At 54.8% G+C, this 18,001-nt stretch carries 21 protein-coding genes; 1 reads left to right on the forward strand and 20 read right to left on the reverse strand.

What is annotated here, in order from left to right; translation table 11 throughout:
• Positions 1-14: 14 nt before the first annotated feature.
• The 19 genes from nagZ to yceD form a co-directional block, all read right to left on the reverse strand.
• Complete coding sequence (gene nagZ / locus USH94_RS11300) at positions 15-1,040, reverse strand: beta-N-acetylhexosaminidase (RefSeq protein WP_111965761.1); 1,026 nt, start codon at positions 1,038-1,040, stop codon at positions 15-17.
• A gap of 11 nt (positions 1,041-1,051) precedes the next feature.
• Positions 1,052-1,876, reverse strand: coding sequence for a thiamine kinase (gene thiK / locus USH94_RS11305; protein WP_111965548.1), 825 nt, complete (start codon positions 1,874-1,876; stop codon positions 1,052-1,054).
• The gene (lpoB, locus tag USH94_RS11310) at positions 1,857-2,504 is read right to left on the reverse strand and encodes a penicillin-binding protein activator LpoB (protein WP_047650878.1); all 648 of its coding nucleotides are present in this window, start codon (positions 2,502-2,504) and stop codon (positions 1,857-1,859) included. The genes thiK and lpoB overlap by 20 nt, the downstream gene beginning before the upstream one ends.
• Before the next feature lie 10 nt (positions 2,505-2,514).
• The gene (locus USH94_RS11315) at positions 2,515-2,889 is read right to left on the reverse strand and encodes a YcfL family protein (RefSeq protein ID WP_111965547.1); all 375 of its coding nucleotides are present in this window, start codon (positions 2,887-2,889) and stop codon (positions 2,515-2,517) included.
• A 1-nt stretch (position 2,890) separates the two neighbouring features.
• On the reverse strand, positions 2,891-3,250 hold the full coding sequence (gene hinT / locus USH94_RS11320) for a purine nucleoside phosphoramidase (protein WP_014069796.1): 360 nt from the start codon (positions 3,248-3,250) through the stop codon (positions 2,891-2,893).
• 247 nt (positions 3,251-3,497) lie between these two features.
• Positions 3,498-4,931 (reverse strand): PTS glucose transporter subunit IIBC, encoded by a 1,434-nt coding sequence (gene ptsG / locus USH94_RS11325; RefSeq protein ID WP_023311158.1) that lies wholly within the window; start codon positions 4,929-4,931, stop codon positions 3,498-3,500.
• Between the two features lie 297 nt (positions 4,932-5,228).
• Positions 5,229-6,023: a metal-dependent hydrolase gene (locus USH94_RS11330; RefSeq protein ID WP_111965546.1), complete on the reverse strand. Its 795-nt coding sequence runs from the start codon at positions 6,021-6,023 to the stop codon at positions 5,229-5,231.
• Between the two features lie 10 nt (positions 6,024-6,033).
• Positions 6,034-7,038: a DNA polymerase III subunit delta' gene (holB, locus tag USH94_RS11335; protein WP_111965545.1), complete on the reverse strand. Its 1,005-nt coding sequence runs from the start codon at positions 7,036-7,038 to the stop codon at positions 6,034-6,036.
• Positions 7,035-7,676, reverse strand: coding sequence for a dTMP kinase (gene tmk, locus USH94_RS11340; protein WP_111965544.1), 642 nt, complete (start codon positions 7,674-7,676; stop codon positions 7,035-7,037). The genes holB and tmk overlap by 4 nt, the downstream gene beginning before the upstream one ends.
• Positions 7,666-8,688: a cell division protein YceG gene (yceG, locus tag USH94_RS11345; RefSeq protein WP_111965543.1), complete on the reverse strand. Its 1,023-nt coding sequence runs from the start codon at positions 8,686-8,688 to the stop codon at positions 7,666-7,668. Before yceG ends, tmk begins: the two co-directional genes overlap by 11 nt.
• Positions 8,689-8,690: 2 nt before the next feature.
• Positions 8,691-9,500, reverse strand: a complete 810-nt coding sequence (gene pabC, locus USH94_RS11350) for an aminodeoxychorismate lyase (RefSeq protein ID WP_111965542.1) — start codon at positions 9,498-9,500, stop codon at positions 8,691-8,693.
• A gap of 120 nt (positions 9,501-9,620) precedes the next feature.
• Positions 9,621-10,862 carry a beta-ketoacyl-ACP synthase II gene (gene fabF / locus USH94_RS11355; protein WP_032639670.1) on the reverse strand — a complete coding sequence of 414 codons (1,242 nt, stop codon included), beginning with the start codon at positions 10,860-10,862 and terminating at the stop codon, positions 9,621-9,623.
• Between the two features lie 91 nt (positions 10,863-10,953).
• Positions 10,954-11,190 (reverse strand): acyl carrier protein, encoded by a 237-nt coding sequence (gene acpP / locus USH94_RS11360; protein WP_003857954.1) that lies wholly within the window; start codon positions 11,188-11,190, stop codon positions 10,954-10,956.
• A 153-nt stretch (positions 11,191-11,343) separates the two neighbouring features.
• Complete coding sequence (fabG, locus tag USH94_RS11365) at positions 11,344-12,078, reverse strand: 3-oxoacyl-ACP reductase FabG (protein WP_008500795.1); 735 nt, start codon at positions 12,076-12,078, stop codon at positions 11,344-11,346.
• A 12-nt stretch (positions 12,079-12,090) separates the two neighbouring features.
• Entirely contained in the window at positions 12,091-13,020 is a 930-nt protein-coding gene (gene fabD / locus USH94_RS11370; RefSeq protein WP_111965541.1) for an ACP S-malonyltransferase, read from the reverse strand.
• Between the two features lie 15 nt (positions 13,021-13,035).
• Positions 13,036-13,989, reverse strand: a complete 954-nt coding sequence (locus USH94_RS11375) for a beta-ketoacyl-ACP synthase III (RefSeq protein WP_008500797.1) — start codon at positions 13,987-13,989, stop codon at positions 13,036-13,038.
• Between the two features lie 6 nt (positions 13,990-13,995).
• Positions 13,996-15,030 (reverse strand): phosphate acyltransferase PlsX, encoded by a 1,035-nt coding sequence (gene plsX, locus USH94_RS11380; RefSeq protein WP_060568787.1) that lies wholly within the window; start codon positions 15,028-15,030, stop codon positions 13,996-13,998.
• Between the two features lie 80 nt (positions 15,031-15,110).
• A complete protein-coding gene (rpmF, locus tag USH94_RS11385) occupies positions 15,111-15,284 on the reverse strand; it encodes a 50S ribosomal protein L32 (protein ID WP_003857964.1) in 174 nt (57 codons plus the stop codon).
• A gap of 16 nt (positions 15,285-15,300) precedes the next feature.
• Positions 15,301-15,822, reverse strand: a complete 522-nt coding sequence (gene yceD, locus USH94_RS11390; RefSeq protein ID WP_014883375.1) for a 23S rRNA accumulation protein YceD — start codon at positions 15,820-15,822, stop codon at positions 15,301-15,303.
• Between the two features lie 140 nt (positions 15,823-15,962).
• Here yceD and USH94_RS11395 point away from each other — a divergent pair, with 140 nt between their 5' ends.
• Positions 15,963-16,547 carry a Maf family protein gene (locus tag USH94_RS11395; protein ID WP_111965540.1) on the forward strand — a complete coding sequence of 195 codons (585 nt, stop codon included), beginning with the start codon at positions 15,963-15,965 and terminating at the stop codon, positions 16,545-16,547.
• Positions 16,548-16,612: 65 nt separating this feature from the next.
• Here the strand turns inward: USH94_RS11395 and rluC are convergent, their stop codons facing one another.
• Positions 16,613-17,560, reverse strand: coding sequence for a 23S rRNA pseudouridine(955/2504/2580) synthase RluC (gene rluC / locus USH94_RS11400; protein WP_021240761.1), 948 nt, complete (start codon positions 17,558-17,560; stop codon positions 16,613-16,615).
• Between the last annotated feature and the right edge of the window lie 441 nt (positions 17,561-18,001).

Raw genomic sequence — 18,001 nt, forward strand, 5'->3', positions numbered from 1 at the left:
CCTTCCGGGAGGGTTTACAGGCTGGCTTTATGTGCCTGCCAGCGCTCATTCAGGTCTTCAAGCCGGGCGTTGACCGTCTTCCAGCGCGCCGAGTCCATCAGCTCCTGACGGCTAAATGAACCTTTATGATACAATTGTGTAACACGCTCAGCATTGATCGGCGACAGGTTATCCAGCACGCTAACGGCACCTTTACGATTATTGCAGACCAGGATCATATCGCAACCTGCATCCAGCGACGCCTGACCGCGCTCAGCGTAGCTGCCCATGATCGCCGCCCCTTCCATCGATAAATCATCAGAGAAGATCACGCCATTGAAGCCCAGCTCCTGACGCAAAACGGTTTTCAGCCAGTGCGGAGAGCCGCTGGCAGGACGCGGGTCAACGTCGCTATAAATCACGTGCGCAGGCATGATGGAATCAAGCTTGTTGTCGGTGATAAGCGACCTGAACACCGACATATCTTTGGCGCGAATTTCCGCTTCCGGGCGCGGATCGCGCGGGGTCTCTTTATGCGAGTCCGCCGTAACCGCCCCATGGCCCGGGAAGTGCTTCCCGGTGGTTTTCATCCCGGCATCGTGCATGCCGTCGATGAACCGGGTCGCCATGGCCAGCGCAATGCGCGGATCGTCATGGTACGAGCGCTCGCCAATGGCGGCGCTGATATGCCCCACGTCCAGAACCGGGGCAAAACTGATGTCGATATCCATGGCAATCATTTCACTGGCCATCAGCCAGCCGGCCTCCTGCGCCAGTTTCCCGCCCTCTTCCGTGCCGAGCAACGCGGCAAAAGACTGGGCTGCCGGCAGGCGGGTAAACCCTTCGCGAAAACGCTGCACGCGTCCGCCTTCCTGATCGACGGCCACAACCAGATGGTTGCGCGACGCGGCGCGGATCTGACGCACCAGCTCACGCAGCTGCGCCGGATCGTGATAGTTGCGGGTAAACAGGATAAGCCCCCCCACCAGCGGATGCGCCAGAATTTCACGCTCCTCCGCATCCAGCTCAAACCCTTCTACATCCAACATGACTGGACCCACATCCACCTCTCTTATCCTTTAGTTTGTAACTGACGCCAGGCATCGTCTGCCAGCGCAATAAATTGTTTGTCTCTGGACTGCCGATAGCGGATTTCAAACCAGCCAGCCATTAACATGACGACCCAGGGCCGCCAGCGTTTGACCTGACGCTTCAGCGCGTCGGCGTTAATGTGTGCCACCTGGGCGTAATCCATGATGAGCATCTGCCGCGCGGCTTCACTCTCCGTCCAGACGGCCGCCAGCTCCAGCGCGACATCGCCATCTCCGGCATATTCCCAGTCGATGAGCCTGATGCCCGCTGACGTATGCACAATATTTCCGGCATGAACATCCATGTGCAGCGGCGAGAGCCGAATCGGCTGCGGCTCGCCCGTTTTATGCAGCCGCTTGAGATGCGCCAGCCACACTGGAGTGCGTCTGTCAGGCGCGGCCTGCAGCCAGTAGCGTTCCAGCAGCGGGTATAACGTGATTCGCCATCCCAGATGTGGCTGCCGGTGCAGATGATACAGCATCGCCGCGAGCACAGGCGTGTCCGGCAGCGCGCTTTTAACATCACCTTCCAGATAGTCGACGGCCATCCAGCCCTGTCTGAAAAAACGAGGGGCAGGCACGAGATCTGACGGTAGACGCCTCAGGGCGCGAAACTGACGACGGAAATGGGAGGCAGGCGCATCGGGGTCATGGTTTTGCCGCAAGACCAGACGTTGTTCGCCCTGCGCTATAATGCAACTCGCGCCGCCAAGCCCGGAATGGGCCTGCGGCGCGATAAGGCGGTACTGAGGAAAATAGCGCGTCAGAATCTCTTCACGCGTGCTGTCATTGTTGCGTAACCGCACCTTTACCTGACCAGATAATTTCGCCTGTCTGAACCAGCATCAGCTGCATCTGCAGGGCTGGAGTATTCACGTTACCGGTGGCGTTAGAGTAAAGCACATACTGTGCGCCAACGTTACGGGCAATACCGATCGCCTTGCTGCGGGTACCGAGGCTATCCTGCGGCGAAAGGCCCAGCTGCTGTTTGGCTACCGCGAGCTGTTGAGCTGAGACCAGCGTAAACTTACCGTTGTTTGCCAGGGCATTGCGCAGAGTTTCCGTCGCTTCACCCGCATTCAGCGAACCGTTGGTACGGTTGTTCACGCTATCGACCAGCAACACGCTACCTGCCGTCACGCCCTGTGCCTGCAGCATTTTGCCGACCATGGGCTGCATTGCGCCGTTCCAGTCGTAATGACGCACGCGCGGCGTGGGTTGCGACGTCTGGTCCGGATGTTCAATCGGGCCTGGCTGTGACGGAATAGACGGCACAGACGGCACGGTTGGCTGCTGCTGCGTTGGCGGCGTCGGCTGTTCAGTGCCCGGTTTCGCCTCTTCCACAGGCGCTGGCTGTTCAGTTCGGGTCACACACCCTGCCAGGAACAGAGCGAAAGCTGTCACGAGCGCATAGCGGCTCAAATTTTTAATCAAGGTTCACCCCTCAGAGATAAAGATAAAGTCTCACCTTATGTGCACCCAGATAGTTGGCGCTGCCATAGAGCGTTACCGACGACCTGGCCGGAATCGTGACGCTGCGAGGCGCCTCCAGCGGATGCATTTCAAGACCTCTTACGTCATACCAGAAAAAACGGTAGTGGACCGTCACAGGTTCATGTCTTTCATTAAAGAGCGTAGAGGAGGCAGATGAGTTGATTTCACTGATAGTCAACGCGGGCTGTTGCGCAGTGATGCCCGCGGCAAGCACGGAGGATTCCATGACCAGCGTCTGTTCATCATTCACGGGGATCGCCGGGCGTGAGCTACACCCAACAATCATCATCGTCATTATCAGCGCTGCAATACGCCCTTTAAGCATGTCAAAGACCTTTATGTGCCAGCATCGGTCCCAGAGGACGTCCACCCAGCAGATGCATGTGAATATGATAAACTTCCTGGCCACCGTGACGGTTGCAGTTCATGATCAGACGATAACCGTCTTGTGCAATGCCTTCCTGTTCAGCGATTTTCGCGGCCACCGTCAGCATACGACCTAACGCCACTTCATGCTCGGTTTTTACGTCGTTTACAGTCGGAATCAGAATATTGGGAATAATAAGGATGTGCGTCGGGGCCTGAGGGGAAATGTCCCGGAAAGCCGTCACCAGTTCATCCTGATAGACGATATCCGACGGAATTTCGCGGCGGATAATTTTACTGAAAATCGTTTCTTCAGCCATGACCTTTTCCTTTTTTGTTTAATCTGGCGCAATGCGTCCGCTGTAAACACACTCCCGGGATCGGTGTGTGACACAATGCAAGAGTATGAGCGAGTTTCTCTTGTCCTTTCAACCTCCTCCCTCGATTTCTTTCCTGAATGTTCATCAGCTGACTGAAGAGTGACCGCTCTTGTGCCTCAGTGGCGTTTTTTAAGACACAAATAAAAAAGGCAGCCATTCGGCTGCCTTAGTCTCCCCAGGTCACAACTTAGTTGCTGCGGATGTACTCATCCATTTCGGTTTTCAGGTTATCGGATTTGGTACCGAAGATTGCCTGAACACCAGAACCTGCAACAACTACGCCCGCTGCGCCCAGTTTTTTCAGACCCGGCTGGTCTACTTTCGCTACGTCGGCAACGCTCACACGCAGACGAGTGATGCACGCGTCCAGGTTAGTGATGTTCTCTTTACCGCCGAACGCTGCGACCAGTGCCGGAGCCATTTCGCTGGTAGCGCCAGCTTTGCTGTCTTCTGTCGCATCTTCACGACCCGGAGTTTTCAGGTCCAGTGCTTTAATCAGCACGCGGAAGATGGTGTAGTAAACAACGGCATAGCACGCACCCACGATTGGGAACAGCCACAGTTTGCTGCTGTTACCGGACAGAACGATGAAGTCGATCAGGCCGTGAGAGAAGGACGTACCGTCACGCATACCCAGCAGGATACAGATTGGGAACGCCAGGCCCGCCAGAATCGCGTGGATAACGTACAAGATCGGCGCAACGAACATGAAGGAGAACTCGATCGGCTCGGTGATACCGGTCAGGAACGAGGTCAGCGCTGCGGAGATCATGATACCGCCCACTTTTGCACGGTTCTCTGGCTTAGCAGAGTGCCAGATAGCAATCGCCGCTGCTGGCAGACCGTACATTTTGAACAGGAAGCCACCAGACAGTTTACCTGCAGTTGGGTCGCCCGCCATGTAACGTGGGATATCGCCGTGGAATACCTGGCCTGCTGCGTTGGTGAATTCACCAATCTGCATCTGGAAAGGAACGTTCCAGATGTGGTGCAGACCGAATGGCACCAGGCAACGCTCGATGAAGCCGTAGATACCAAACGCCACGACCGGGTTCTGGTAAGCAGCCCACTGAGAGAAGGTCTGGATAGCAGAGCCAATTGGTGGCCAGATGAAGGACAGGATCACGCCAGTGAAAATCGCTGCCAGACCAGAAATGATCGGAACGAAACGCTTGCCCGCAAAGAAGCCCAGATACTCAGGCAGCTTGATGCGATAGAAGCGGTTAAACATATACGCTGCAATCGCACCGGAGATGATACCGCCCAGAACACCGGTGTCTGCCAGGTGTTTCGCGGCGATCTCTTCTGCCGGTAAATGCAGAACCAGCGGCGCAACAACAGCCATGGTTTTCACCATGATGCCGTAGGCAACCACTGCAGCCAGCGCAGAAACGCCGTCGTTATTGGTGAAGCCCAGAGCCACACCGATCGCGAAGATCAGTGGCATGTTAGCAAAGACAGAACCGCCTGCTTCGGCCATCACGTGGGACACTACGGCTGGCAGCCAGCTGAAGTTAGCAGAACCGACACCCAGCAGGATACCTGCGATAGGCAGTACGGATACTGGCAGCATCAGCGATTTACCGACCTTTTGCAGGTTAGCAAATGCATTCTTAAACATAATTGAGAGTGCTCCTGAGTATTTGTGCTTTTTTTACGCTTTCACGCATTGGCCCGGGGGGAGTACCGTGCCGTGGACAGGACATCTAAGCGCCCTTTATTTATTACACAGAGTAAAATAATTCCCTCTGAGTTTGTTTGACGGCTATCACGTTTCAGCTTAAGGCGGTCGAAAAACTTTCAGTTATTTACAAAAAGCATGTCCGGATGTGTCTAAAAACACCCTCACCGCCCCAAATGAGGCGGTGAACTTTACTCGCTTTACTTATTAATTACGAGCCTAAAAAAAACAGGTGTATCAGACAGATTGCAGGCGGGCGGGGTCAATATGGAACAGCGCGGAGAAGTTTTCCGTCGTCACGCGGGCCAGCTCATCGATGCTGACGCCCTTCAGAACGGCCATGTACTCAGCCACATCTCTGGTCATTGCGGGCTGGTTCTCTTTACCGCGATGCGGTACCGGTGCCAGGTACGGAGAATCTGTCTCCACCAGAATGCGATCGAGCGGAACATAACGTGCAGCATCACGCAGCTGCTCAGCGTTACGGAACGTCACGATCCCCGAAAACGAGATATAAAACCCCAAATCAAGCAGTTTACCCGCCGTTTCTCTGTCTTCTGTGAAACAGTGTAGTACGCCACCGCAATCCGTCACGTTTTCTTCCCGGAGGATCGCCAGCGTATCCGCACGTGCATCGCGAGTGTGGACGATAACCGGCTTATTCAGTTCACGGCCAATGCGAATATGGTTGCGGAAGGACTCCTGCTGGCGAGATTTGGTTTCCGGAGTGTAAAAATAGTCCAGCCCGGTTTCGCCCATCGCCACCACGCCCTCTTCTGCTGCCAGGCGGCGAAGATCCTCAACGTCGTAGGCCTCGTCCTGATTCAACGGGTGCACGCCGCAGGAGAACACCACGTTATCGCGAACGCCCACCAGCTCACGCATGGAGCGATAGCCCGGCAGCGTCGTCGCCACCGCAAGGCAAAATTTCACATCGCGGGCAGCGGCTTTTGCCAGCACGTCATCCACGTTTTTATGCAGGGATTGATAATCCAGGCCATCAAGATGGCAGTGTGAGTCGACTAAAAACATAATGTCTCTCTCAGAGATGGGAAACAGGCGGTGTGACGCCGGGTTGCAGGTAATGTTCGATACGCAGTAACTGGTCGGTCAGTAAAAGCTCGCGATTAAGCCCCGTCACGGTTAAAAGCTGTTCACGGCTTTGGCAAATTTCATGAAGCATAGCGTGAAGAACCGTCCCTGAGAGGCGGTTCGCCAGCGTATTCACCAGCGCCCACGCATCCGGGTTGGTTAGAAGCGTTGCCCCTTGCTGGATTTTGAGCGCATCCAGCAGCAAGGAGGCCAGCCAGTGCAGCCGATCAACGGCCCGCTCGCTGTTAAGCGCAGGCAGTAAACTTAGCCAGTCGTGGTTATTCAGTGCCGTTTCGATGGCACGGCAGAGCGTTTCTCGCTCTGACCAGACGTCAGGCTGCAGTAATGCCAGCGCCGCCGCAGGCGCGCCGCTGCTCAGGCGCAAGGCGGACAGCGCGCTCTCAGGTGACGTTGTCACCTCTCGTTCCAGCCAGCTCAGCGCCCACGATTCCTGAGGAACCGCAAGGTGATGAAGACGACAGCGGCTACGCAGCGTCGCCAGTAATCGTCCCGGATCGCGGCACGAGAGGAAAAACCACGTTTTCACCGGTGGCTCTTCCAGGGTTTTCAGCAGGGCATTAGCGGCCGCCTCGGTCAGCTGCGTGGCGTCTTTAAGCCAGACCACTTTAGCGCCGCCCAGCCGCGCGTGTTCATACAATTTTTCACTGACTTCCCGCACGGCATCGATACCCAGCGCGCTTTTACCCTTCTCAGGCTCAAGGGTGTAGTAGTCAGGATGTGTACCCGCCTGCATCAGCTGGCAGCCGCGGCATTTGCCGCAGCTCTTATGCCCTTCCGGCTGCTGGCACATCAGAAAACGGGTGATGGCATAAATCAACGCGTCATCGCCCATTCCCGGCAATGCCTGAATCAGTAACGCATGATGCCCCCGCCCCGCCTGATAGCTGCCGATCAGCTGTTCAAAGTGCGGGCGCAACCATGGATACCATTTCATGCCTGCTGCTCCTGCACCCACTGCGTCACGGTTTGCTGAATGTCACGCGTGACGTCGTCCAGGGATTGCGTCGCATCGATGGTACAAATTGAGCTGTCCTGTGCGGCCAGTTCAAGATAGCGCGCACGGGTGCGGTTAAAGAAATCAAACGACTCTTGTTCTATGCGGTCCAGCTCGCCGCGCGCGCGGGCACGCTTGAGGCCCACTTCCGGGGTTACATCCAGATAGAGCGTCAGGTCGGGGCGAAAATCTCCCAGTACGGCATTACGCAGCGTTGCCAGCATGGTCTGGTCGATGCCGCGTCCGCCGCCCTGATACGCCTGAGTCGACAGATCGTGACGGTCACCGATCACCCACTTACCCTCGGCCAGGGCGGGTTTGATCACCGTCTCAACCAGCTGCACGCGCGCCGCGTAGAACATCAGCACTTCGGCTTTGTCAGTGATAACTTCGTCGCCGACGGATTTAATATCCAGCACCAGGCAGCGCAGCTTTTCAGCCAGCTGCGTGCCGCCCGGCTCACGGGTAAACACCATGTCCGCCACGCCAAGTGATTTGAGCGTATCCACTACCACGTTGCGGGCAGTGGTTTTACCCGCCCCTTCAAGTCCCTCAATGACAATGTATTTACTGCGCATTTTTTTCCTTAAGTGCCTTCAGATAGTCCTGAACAGAGCGGTTGTGGCTGGCAAGGTTGGTGTTAAAGGTGTGCCCCCCTTTTCCATCAGCCACAAAATAGAGATACGGTGTTTTAGCCGGATGCGCGGCTGCTTTTAGCGACGCCTCGCTCGGCGTGGCAATCGGGCCTGGCGGTAAACCGCTAATCACGTAGGTATTATACGCCGTTGGCGTCTCCAGATCTTTTCGTGAGATCTTGCCGGCGTAGCTCTCGCCCATGCCGTAGATAACGGTAGGATCGGTTTGCAGACGCATGCCGATACGCAGGCGGTTGATAAACACCGACGCCACCCGATCGCGCTCGGCGGCAACGGCGGTCTCTTTCTCAATGATCGAGGCCATGGTTACGAACTGGTTCTGATCGCTGTAAGGCAATCCTTCCATTCGCCCCTGCCAGGCGGCATCCACTGCGGCGACCATTTTTTTGTGCGCCCGCTTAAGGATGGCCACATCGGTCGTGCCTGCCGTGTACATCCAGGTGTCTGGCCAGAACCAGCCTTCCACCCATTCCGGATGTTCAAGCTTCAGCGCTTCTGCCACCGTCTGATAGCTATCGTCTTTTAACGTATGTTTGATATACGGCGCGTCACGCAGCTGTTTGAGGTAATCACTCAGGCGCATCCCTTCCACAAACCGCAGAGGGAACTGGGCTTCTTTGCCGCTTTCCAGCAGCTGCAGCATCTCCCTGACGGTCATTCCTGGCGTAAAGCGATAGGTGCCGGCTTTGAAATGTGACAGCTCAGGCTCCACGCGCAATAGCCACTGGAATACCCGTGGACGATTAATAATCTTGTCGCCATAGAGCTGTTCCCCAAGCGCCTGACGGCCGGTTCCCGCTTTCAGGGTAAAGATCGTTTCGTCTTTAACCAGGATCTTACTATCAGCCAGCTGGCGAACTTTCCATACGCCTGCTCCGCCAGCGATGCCCAGCGCGACGATGAGGATAAGGACAAAGCGCAACATTTTTTTCATGACTATCTGATTTGCTCACATATCGGGGCTAAAAACTGAAACAGTTCGCGCGAAGACCAGTGTTGTTGACCATACGCACGGACGGGCACAACAGGCATCAGCGCATTGCAGATGATGACTTCATCTGCGGCCTTTAGCGCGGCTTCTCCTGCACTAACTTCGACAACGCGAAAGTCAGAGCGTGCCAGCTGTTCCAGACAAAACTGACGCATTAACCCATTTACGCCAGCGTGTTCCAGCGACGGAGTGAACACCTCTCCCCCCTGCCGCCAGAATAAATTAGCCGCACAGCATTCCGTAATGAACCCTTCGCTGTCAAGAACCAGCGCCTCATCGGCGTCCGTCTGTTCAAGATGAGTACGAATGAGCACCTGCTCCAGGCGATTGAGATGCTTAAGCCCGGCCAGCATCGGGTTTCGTCCCAGTCGCACCGGGCTCAGCGTCAGCGTGACGCCGTCTTCTTGCCAGCGAGAATAATGCGCGGGATAAGCAGAAACGGAGAGGATACGCGTTGGGTTGAGATACGATGCAGCGCTATAACCCCGGCCACCACTGCCGCGGCTAATGATGACTTTGAGTACGCCGCTGTCCTTCCCCGTAGCCAGCTGGCACATTTCCTGGCGCAGCATGTCCCAGTGCGTAAAAGGGATCATTAGCTTTTCACAGCCATGCTGCAGGCGTCGAATATGCGCCTCCAGCAGGCAGACATCGCCATCCAGAATTCGCGCCGTCGTAAAGCAACCATCACCGAACTGTATCGCCCTGTCGCTGGCAGGCAGCGTGTCCTGCTCAAGGCCATTGATTAAAAACATGGTGGCTCCTTATGCGTGGGCGTTTAGTCTGGCAGGATGTCATGCAGCCGACAAGAAGATTAGCCTTAATAAAAAAGGCCCGGCAAGCGGACCTTTTTAAAAGCTATCGGGACGTCAGGATCAGATCTTTTTGAAGATCAGAGAACCGTTGGTGCCGCCGAAGCCGAAGGAGTTACACAGGGTGTACTCCATACCGCTAACCTGACGCGCTTCGTGAGGAACGAAGTCCAGATCGCAACCTTCATCCGGGTTATCCAGGTTGATGGTTGGCGGAACAGCCTGATCGCGCAGCGCAAGGATAGAGTAGATAGACTCTACTGCACCCGCCGCGCCCAGCAGGTGACCGGTCATGGACTTCGTGGAGCTCACCAGTACGCGGCTGGCAGACTCGCCGAAGATAGACTTAACCGCCTGAGCTTCAGCTTTATCGCCTGCAGGAGTAGACGTGCCGTGCGCGTTAACATAGCCAATCTGAGCCGGGGTAATACCCGCATCACGGATTGCGTTTTCCATCGCCAGCGCAGCACCTGCACCGTTCTCCGGAGGAGACGTCATGTGGTACGCATCGCTGCTCATACCAAAGCCAACGACTTCAGCATAAATTTTCGCACCGCGTTTTTTCGCGTGTTCGTACTCTTCCAGTACGATCATGCCCGCCCCGTCGCCCAGCACGAAGCCGTCACGGTCTTTATCCCACGGACGGCTTGCCGCCTGCGGGTTATCATTACGGGTAGACAGCGCACGGGCTGCGCCGAAACCGCCAACACCCAGCGGGGTACTGGCTTTTTCAGCACCGCCGGCAACCATAGCATCTGCATCGCCGTACGCAATAATGCGCGCGGCCTGGCCGATGTTATGTACGCCAGACGTACAGGCGGTCGCGATAGAAATGCTTGGCCCACGCAGGCCGAACATGATGGTCAGGTGACCTGCCACCATATTAACAATCGTGGACGGAACGAAGAACGGGCTGATCTTACGCGGGCCGCCATTCATCAGAGATGTATGATTTTCCTCGATCAGGCCAAGACCGCCAATGCCGGAGCCGATAGCGGCGCCGATACGGGTTGCGTTCTCTTCCGTAATCTCAAGGCCAGAATCCTGCATGGCCTGAACGCCAGCGACAATTCCATATTGAATGAAGGCATCCATCTTGCGCTGTTCTTTGCGCGAGATGATCTCTTCACAGTTAAAATCCTTTACTAAGCCAGCAAATTTCGTTGCATAGGCGCTAGTATCGAAATGGTCGATTAGGCTGATGCCGCTCTGACCGGCAAGGAGAGCTTTCCAGGTGGACTCTACGGTATTGCCGACAGGAGACAACATGCCAAGTCCGGTCACAACTACACGACGCTTAGACACGTTTGTCCTCCAGGGAGGGATAAAAAAAGAGATTCGTGGGACTAAAAAAGATAAAACTCAGGCGGTCGAATGACCGCCTGGAGATGTTCACTTACGCCTGGTGACCGTTGATGTAATCAATGGCAGCCTGAACGGTGGTGATCTTCTCAGCTTCTTCGTCCGGAATCTCAGTATCAAACTCTTCTTCCAGAGCCATTACCAGCTCAACGGTGTCAAGAGAATCTGCGCCCAGGTCTTCAACGAAGGAAGCGGAGTTCACAACTTCTTCCTGCTTAACGCCCAGCTGTTCGCCGATAATTTTCTTAACGCGTTCTTCGATAGTGCTCATACTCTTAAATTTCCTATCAAAACTCGCTTTCGCGATGGTTTTCGTAGTGTATAAAATGTTGAAAAATTTGCAACTAAATCCCGGCAGTTCTTACCACGATTTTACGTTATTTTGAGGCCTTTTACCCAAATAACGCAAATTTTTTTATCGTGGTTAAACCATATACATCCCGCCGTTGACGTGGAGGGTCTCACCAGTGATGTAACCCGCTTCGTCAGAGGCTAAAAATGCAACCGCACTGGCGATTTCTTTAGGGTCGCCAAGACGACCCGCCGGAACTGCCGCCAGCGTACCCGCACGCTGCTCATCAGTCAGCGCACGCGTCATGTCCGTTTCAATAAAGCCCGGAGCAACAACGTTTACCGTAATACCGCGGGACGCAACTTCACGCGCCAGCGACTTACTGAAACCAATCAGACCTGCTTTCGCCGCAGCGTAGTTAGCCTGACCAGCATTTCCCATGGTACCTACCACAGAACCGACAGTGATAATACGACCATGACGCTTTTTCATCATAGCGCGCATTACCGCTTTTGACAGACGGAATACAGATGACAGGTTGGTTTCGATGATATCGTTCCACTCGTCGTCTTTCATTCGCATTAACAGGTTATCGCGAGTGATCCCGGCATTGTTTACCAGAATATCCACTTCGCCAAACTCTGCGCGAATATTTTCCAGAACAGATTCGATAGATGCAGGTTCAGTCACATTCAGTACCAGACCTTTACCGTTTGCACCCAGATACTCGCTGATGGCCTGAGCGCCATTCTCGCTGGTTGCTGTACCAATCACCTTCGCGCCGCGCGCAACCAGTGTTTCAGCAATTGCACGCCCGATACCGCGGCTTGCGCCAGTGACCAGGGCGATTTTTCCTTCAAAACTCATGGTATTCCTCTTTTATTGCGAGAGTGCCGCTGACATCGCTTCCGGCTCGTTAATCGCCGAGGCTGTCAGGGTGTCAACAATACGTTTTGTCAGACCGGTGAGGACTTTACCTGGGCCGACTTCATACAGATGCTCAACGCCCTGTGCGGCCATAAACTCAACGGTTTTGGTCCACTGTACCGGGCTATAGAGCTGGCGAACCAGCGCGTCACGGATAGCTTCCGGCGCGGTTTCGCATTTCACATCGACGTTGTTCACAACGGAAATCGTCGGTGCGTTAAAGGTAATTTTTTCCAGCTCAACCGCCAGCTTCTCGGCAGCAGGCTTCATCAGCGCGCAGTGAGACGGCACGCTGACAGGCAGCGGCAGCGCACGCTTAGCGCCCGCTGCTTTACAGGCCGCACCGGCACGCTCAACCGCTTCTTTATGGCCTGCGATAACCACCTGACCCGGCGAGTTGAAGTTCACTGGCGAGACAACCTGGCCTTCAGCAGATTCTTCACACGCTTTCGCAATTGCAGCATCATCCAGACCGATAATGGCAGACATGCCGCCCGTGCCTTCCGGCACCGCTTCCTGCATGAATTTACCACGCAGTTCCACCAGACGTACCGCGTCAGCAAACGCGATCACGCCGGCGCACACCAGCGCAGAGTATTCACCCAGGCTATGGCCGGCGAGCAGCGCTGGCGCTTTACCGCCCTGCTGCTGCCAGACGCGCCACAGCGCAACAGATGCGGTCAGCAGCGCTGGCTGGGTCTGCCAGGTTTTGTTCAGCTCTTCGGCCGGCCCCTGCTGGGTCAGTGCCCATAAATCATAACCCAGTGCATCAGAAGCTTCACGGAAAGTCTCTTCAATGACCGGATAGTTTGCTGCCATTTCAGACAACATCCCAACGGTTTGAGAGCCCTGGCCCGGGAACACAAAAGCAAATTGCGTCATTTTTTATTCCTTATCCTAGAAACGAACCAGCGCGGAACCCCAGGTGAACCCGCCACCGAAGGCTTCAAGCAAGACCAGCTGGCCCCGTTTGATTCGTCCATCGCGTACCGCTTCATCAAATGCGCACGGTACCGACGCCGCAGAAGTGTTGCCGTGACGATCCAGGGTCACAACAACGTTATCCATCGACATGCCCAGCTTTTTCGCGGTCGCGCTGATGATGCGCAGGTTCGCCTGATGCGGCACCAGCCAGTCGAGCGCGGAGCGCTCAAGGTTATTCGCTTCCAGCGTTTCATCAACGATGTGTGCCAGCTCAGTCACCGCCACCTTGAATACCTCGTTCCCTGCCATGGTCAGGTAAATCGAGTTGTCCGGATTAACGCGATCGGCGTTAGGCAGAGTCAGCAGCTCGCCGTAGCTGCCGTCAGCATGCAGATGCGTAGAGATGATACCCGGCTCTTCGGACTGCCCCAGCAGCACCGCGCCTGCGCCATCACCAAAAATAATGATCGTTCCGCGATCGGTTGGATCGCAGGTGCGCGCCAGCACGTCAGCACCGATCACCAGCGCATATTTAACGGCACCGGATTTCACGTACTGATCGGCAACGCTCAGCGCATAGGTGAAGCCTGCGCACGCTGCAGCGACGTCAAACGCCGGACAGCCTTTAATGCCGAGCATGTTTTGCACCTGGCACGCTGCACTTGGGAATGCATGCGTGGCAGACGTCGTGGCGACCACGATCAAACCAATCTGTTCTTTATCAATGCCCGCCATTTCGATAGCACGCTGTGCGGCTTCGTAACCCATGGTCGACACGGTTTCGTCTGGCGCGGCAATACGACGTTCACGGATACCTGTGCGCGTGACAATCCACTCGTCAGACGTATCTACCATTTTTTCCAGATCGGCGTTGGTACGCACTTGTTTTGGCAGGTAGCTGCCGGTACCTAAAATCTTCGTATACATGTACGCTCAGTCACTTTTAGCTAATACAGATTCCAGGCGAGCGGCAATCCGCTGAGGGACTTGTCGCTGCACCGCCTGCACTGCCTGTTCAATCGCGACAGCAAATGCTCGCTGATTGGCGGCGCCATGACTCTTAATCACGATGCCGCGCAATCCTAACAGACAGGCGCCATTATACTGGTCGGGGTTGAGGTGACTGAATCGCCGCGTCAGGCTCTTTTGTAGCCAACGCTTCAATAAAATGAGCCACCAGGCGCTTTTTTTGCCTTCTCCCTGAGATTTCAGCAGAGAAAGAAACATGCGCACAACCCCTTCCATGGTCTTCAACGTGACGTTTCCGGTGAAGCCATCGCACACCAGAACATCCGTTTTCCCCGTCAACAACTCATTGGCTTCGAGATAACCAATATAGTTGATGGAGGGAACCTGTTTGAGCAATTCAGCCGCTTCGCGAATGCTGTCCAGGCCTTTGGTCTCTTCTTCACCAATGTTCAGTAACGCAACACGGGGAGTGTTGATCCCGACAACTTCTTCTGCCAGCACCGATCCCATTACGGCAAACTGTGCCAGCATAGTACTATCACAGTCGACGTTAGCGCCTAAATCGAGCACCACCGTCTTGCCCTTCTGCTGATGCGGTAATACCGTCACCAGCGCCGGGCGCTCAATACCTTCAATAGGTTTGAGCAGTAATTTCGACAGCCCCATCAGCGCGCCGGTATTCCCCGCGCTAACGCAAGCCTGGGCTCGCCCTTCTTTCACCAACTCCAGCGCTATCCGCATAGAGCTGCCACGACTATTGCGAATAGCCTGCGAGGGTCGGGCATCACTGGCAATAACTGACTGCGCAGGAATAATCTGCAGACGCGAACGTTGTTCAAAGTCAGCTTTTGCGAGTAATGGCGTGATTGCGTCGGGATTGCCGACTAAAAGAAGTGTGAGTTGCGAATTAGAATTCAGTGCCTGCAATGCTGCAGGCACTGTCACGGAAGGGCCAAAATCTCCCCCCATGACATCTAACGCCAGGGTTAGACGTGTCAAGGTATCGTCGCAGCCTGGTTCGGTAAATTCCCCGTTTACACGGGGAAATCCTCACTAAGCCTAATCACGCTTGCGCGTGATTACTTAGTGATAACCTTGCGGCCGCGGTAGAAACCGTCAGCGGTGATGTGGTGACGCAGGTGTTTCTCACCAGAAGTCTTGTCTACAGACAGGCTGGTAACTGCGGTCAGCGCGTCATGGGAACGACGCATGCCACGTTTGGAACGGGTTGGTTTATTCTGTTGTACGGCCATGGACCTTACTCCTCAATTACTTACGCTTTAAGCTGGCTAATACGGCAAATGGGTTTGGTTTTTGCGCTTCATCAGGCAGTTCCCCAAAGACCATGTCCGCCTCGGACACTTCACAGTGTTCAGAATCATGCACCGGAACTACTGGCAAGGTGAGGATGATTTCATCTTCAACCAGAGCCAGAAGATCGATTTCACCGAATTCGTTAACCTCAATCGGCTCATACGCTTCCGGGAGTGCTTCAGCCTGTTCGTCAGAACGGACCGGACTGAAACAATACGTTGTGTGAACATGCTGTACAAACGGTTTCCCGCAACGCTGACACTCGAGCGTTACCGTTACCTTCGCATCACCGGTTAAAACGGCGAGACGCTGGTTGTCGATAGCGAACGACATGGAGCATTCTACATCACTGTCCACACTGACTACGGATTCGGCAATACGCTCAGCCTGATCGGAAGTATAGATACCTTCATAATCGAGGCGTTTTTGAGCCGTACGAACCGGATCAAGAGTCAGGGGTAATTTTACCTTTTGCATAGGGCGCGCATATTAACTTTGTAACGTCATAGAGTCAAAGAAAAAGGCAACCAGAGCTGCCTTTTGCCAATTATTCGCACACATTGCGGCCTGTAGTTTAAAATGGCTGGCATCGATACGCTATATCTGGTGATAAAAATATGCCAAATCTCGTCCTTGCTTCCACGTCTCCCTATCGCCGAATGCTGCTGGAAAAGCTCGGGATCCCGTTTGAATGCGCCGCGCCAGAGGTTGATGAGACGCCACAGCCGGGTGAATCACCGCGTCATCTGGTGACGCGTCTCGCTAAAGAGAAAGCGCAGTCGCTGGCAGCACGTTACCCCGCACATTTGATTATAGGCTCCGATCAGGTTTGCGTACTGGACGGCGAAATCACCGGCAAGCCCCATACGGAGGAGAACGCCTGCCAGCAGCTTCTGCGTGCACGAGGCAGTATCGTGACCTTTTATACCGGCCTGGCGCTCTATAACTCCGCTTCCGGTCATCTGCAAACTGAATGCGAACCGTTCGACGTGCACTTCCGCCATCTCAGCGAGCAGGAGATTATGGATTATGTGCGCCGTGAGCGACCGCTGAACTGCGCGGGGAGCTTTAAAAGTGAAGGCTTGGGGATTGCGCTTTTCGACAAGCTGGACGGTCGGGATCCCAACACCCTGGTGGGGTTACCGCTAATTGCCCTGTGTCAGATGTTACGACGAGAAGAGAGTAATCCGCTGACGATGTGACTGGAACGTTGCGGCCTGATGCCCTCACCCCGCCCCTCTCCCACTGGGAGAGGGAGGAAGGCAAATCAGCCGCGCAGAACCTTAAGACAGCGTTTCAGCTGCTCATCCAGCGGCGCTTCAATACGGATCACTTCACCCGTATTAGGATGGGTAAACTTCAGCGCTGCCGCATGCAGGAACAGACGCGACAGCCCCGTTCCCGCCAGCTGCTTATCAAACTCGCGGTCGCCATAGCGGTCATCAAACGCAATTGGATGCCCTGCAAACTGCGTATGCACGCGGATCTGGTGGGTGCGGCCGGTCACCGGACTACAGCGCACCAGCGTGGCAAACTCATAGCGCTCTTCAACCTTAAAGCGCGTCTCAGACGGTTTCCCTTCCTGGCTCACGCGGACAATACGCTCACCGCTTTGCAGAATGTTCTTTAGCAGCGGCGCCTGCACCACTTTTACATGGGACTGCCACTGGCCGCGCACCAGCGCCAGATAGTCTTTCTGCATCCCTTTTTCACGCAGCTGTTCATGCAGAGAACGCAGCGCGGAACGCTTTTTCGCCACCAGCAGTACGCCAGAGGTGTCGCGGTCAAGACGATGCACCAGTTCAAGGAAGCGCGCTTCCGGGCGCAGGGCACGCAGCCCTTCAATCACGCCGAAGCTCAGACCGCTACCGCCATGAACAGCCGTCCCTGACGGTTTATTCAGCACCAGAATGTGGTCGTCTTCATAAAGGATCACATCGCTCAGGGCCGCCACTTTCTGTAGCTTCGGTGAAACGGTCTCTTCCTCACGCTCTGCCACGCGCACCGGTGGAATACGAACTTCGTCACCGGCTTCGAGTTTGTACTCGGGCTTCACGCGTTTTTTGTTAACCCGCACCTCACCCTTACGCAGAATGCGGTAAATCATGCTCTTTGGCACCCCTTTTAGCTGGGTGCGCAAAAAGTTATCGATACGCTGCCCCGCTTCATCTTCGGCGATGGCAACCATTTTTACGGCTGGAGTCTCTGTTTTCATGGTTGGCGATTCTAAATATCGTCAGCCATTAGCGCCACTCATTTTTCTATGCTTATATTTACTTTTATCCGGCCTGCTACCCGTTTCGCGCAACCGATTTGGTGGTTATTAAACCAATCTCCATTCTGAAGTGAAGAAACTGTGAGTAACCGGGTGATAATTGGTAAAAGTCATCTTGCTATAACCCGGCGAGCAGTGGAATAATGAGGCTGTTTTCCGTGTTAAATCCTGGTTAAGTAAGGATGTTGACGGAATGACCAATTTTGTCTGACCGATCATCCACGCAGCAATGGCGTAAGACGTATTGATCTTTCAGGCAGTTAGCGGGCTGCGGGTTGCAGTACTTCCCGGTATAAGGATTGTTCTCTGGAGAGTTCTACCCAGGCAATTCCCCTGATAATTGCGCTGTGTTTCCGTATGAAATACAGGCAACCGACACTC

Source organism: Enterobacter sp. 148H3 (assembly GCF_034107425.1).
GTDB lineage: Bacteria > Pseudomonadota > Gammaproteobacteria > Enterobacterales > Enterobacteriaceae > Enterobacter > Enterobacter vonholyi.

Excerpts from the sequence above, each read along its gene's own strand:
- USH94_RS11315 (WP_111965547.1), bottom strand. The coding sequence starts at position 2,889 with ATGCTTAAAGGGCGTATTGCAGCGCTGATAATGACGATGATGATTGTT.
- hinT (WP_014069796.1), bottom strand. The coding sequence starts at position 3,250 with ATGGCTGAAGAAACGATTTTCAGTAAAATTATCCGCCGCGAAATTCCG.
- ptsG (WP_023311158.1), bottom strand. The coding sequence starts at position 4,931 with ATGTTTAAGAATGCATTTGCTAACCTGCAAAAGGTCGGTAAATCGCTG.
- USH94_RS11330 (WP_111965546.1), bottom strand. The coding sequence starts at position 6,023 with ATGTTTTTAGTCGACTCACACTGCCATCTTGATGGCCTGGATTATCAA.
- holB (WP_111965545.1), bottom strand. The coding sequence starts at position 7,038 with ATGAAATGGTATCCATGGTTGCGCCCGCACTTTGAACAGCTGATCGGC.
- tmk (WP_111965544.1), bottom strand. The coding sequence starts at position 7,676 with ATGCGCAGTAAATACATTGTCATTGAGGGACTTGAAGGGGCGGGTAAA.
- yceG (WP_111965543.1), bottom strand. The coding sequence starts at position 8,688 with ATGAAAAAAATGTTGCGCTTTGTCCTTATCCTCATCGTCGCGCTGGGC.
- pabC (WP_111965542.1), bottom strand. The coding sequence starts at position 9,500 with ATGTTTTTAATCAATGGCCTTGAGCAGGACACGCTGCCTGCCAGCGAC.
- acpP (WP_003857954.1), bottom strand. The coding sequence starts at position 11,190 with ATGAGCACTATCGAAGAACGCGTTAAGAAAATTATCGGCGAACAGCTG.
- fabG (WP_008500795.1), bottom strand. The coding sequence starts at position 12,078 with ATGAGTTTTGAAGGAAAAATCGCCCTGGTCACTGGCGCAAGCCGCGGT.
- fabD (WP_111965541.1), bottom strand. The coding sequence starts at position 13,020 with ATGACGCAATTTGCTTTTGTGTTCCCGGGCCAGGGCTCTCAAACCGTT.
- USH94_RS11375 (WP_008500797.1), bottom strand. The coding sequence starts at position 13,989 with ATGTATACGAAGATTTTAGGTACCGGCAGCTACCTGCCAAAACAAGTG.
- rpmF (WP_003857964.1), bottom strand. The coding sequence starts at position 15,284 with ATGGCCGTACAACAGAATAAACCAACCCGTTCCAAACGTGGCATGCGT.
- yceD (WP_014883375.1), bottom strand. The coding sequence starts at position 15,822 with ATGCAAAAGGTAAAATTACCCCTGACTCTTGATCCGGTTCGTACGGCT.
- USH94_RS11395 (WP_111965540.1), top strand. The coding sequence starts at position 15,963 with ATGCCAAATCTCGTCCTTGCTTCCACGTCTCCCTATCGCCGAATGCTG.
- rluC (WP_021240761.1), bottom strand. The coding sequence starts at position 17,560 with ATGAAAACAGAGACTCCAGCCGTAAAAATGGTTGCCATCGCCGAAGAT.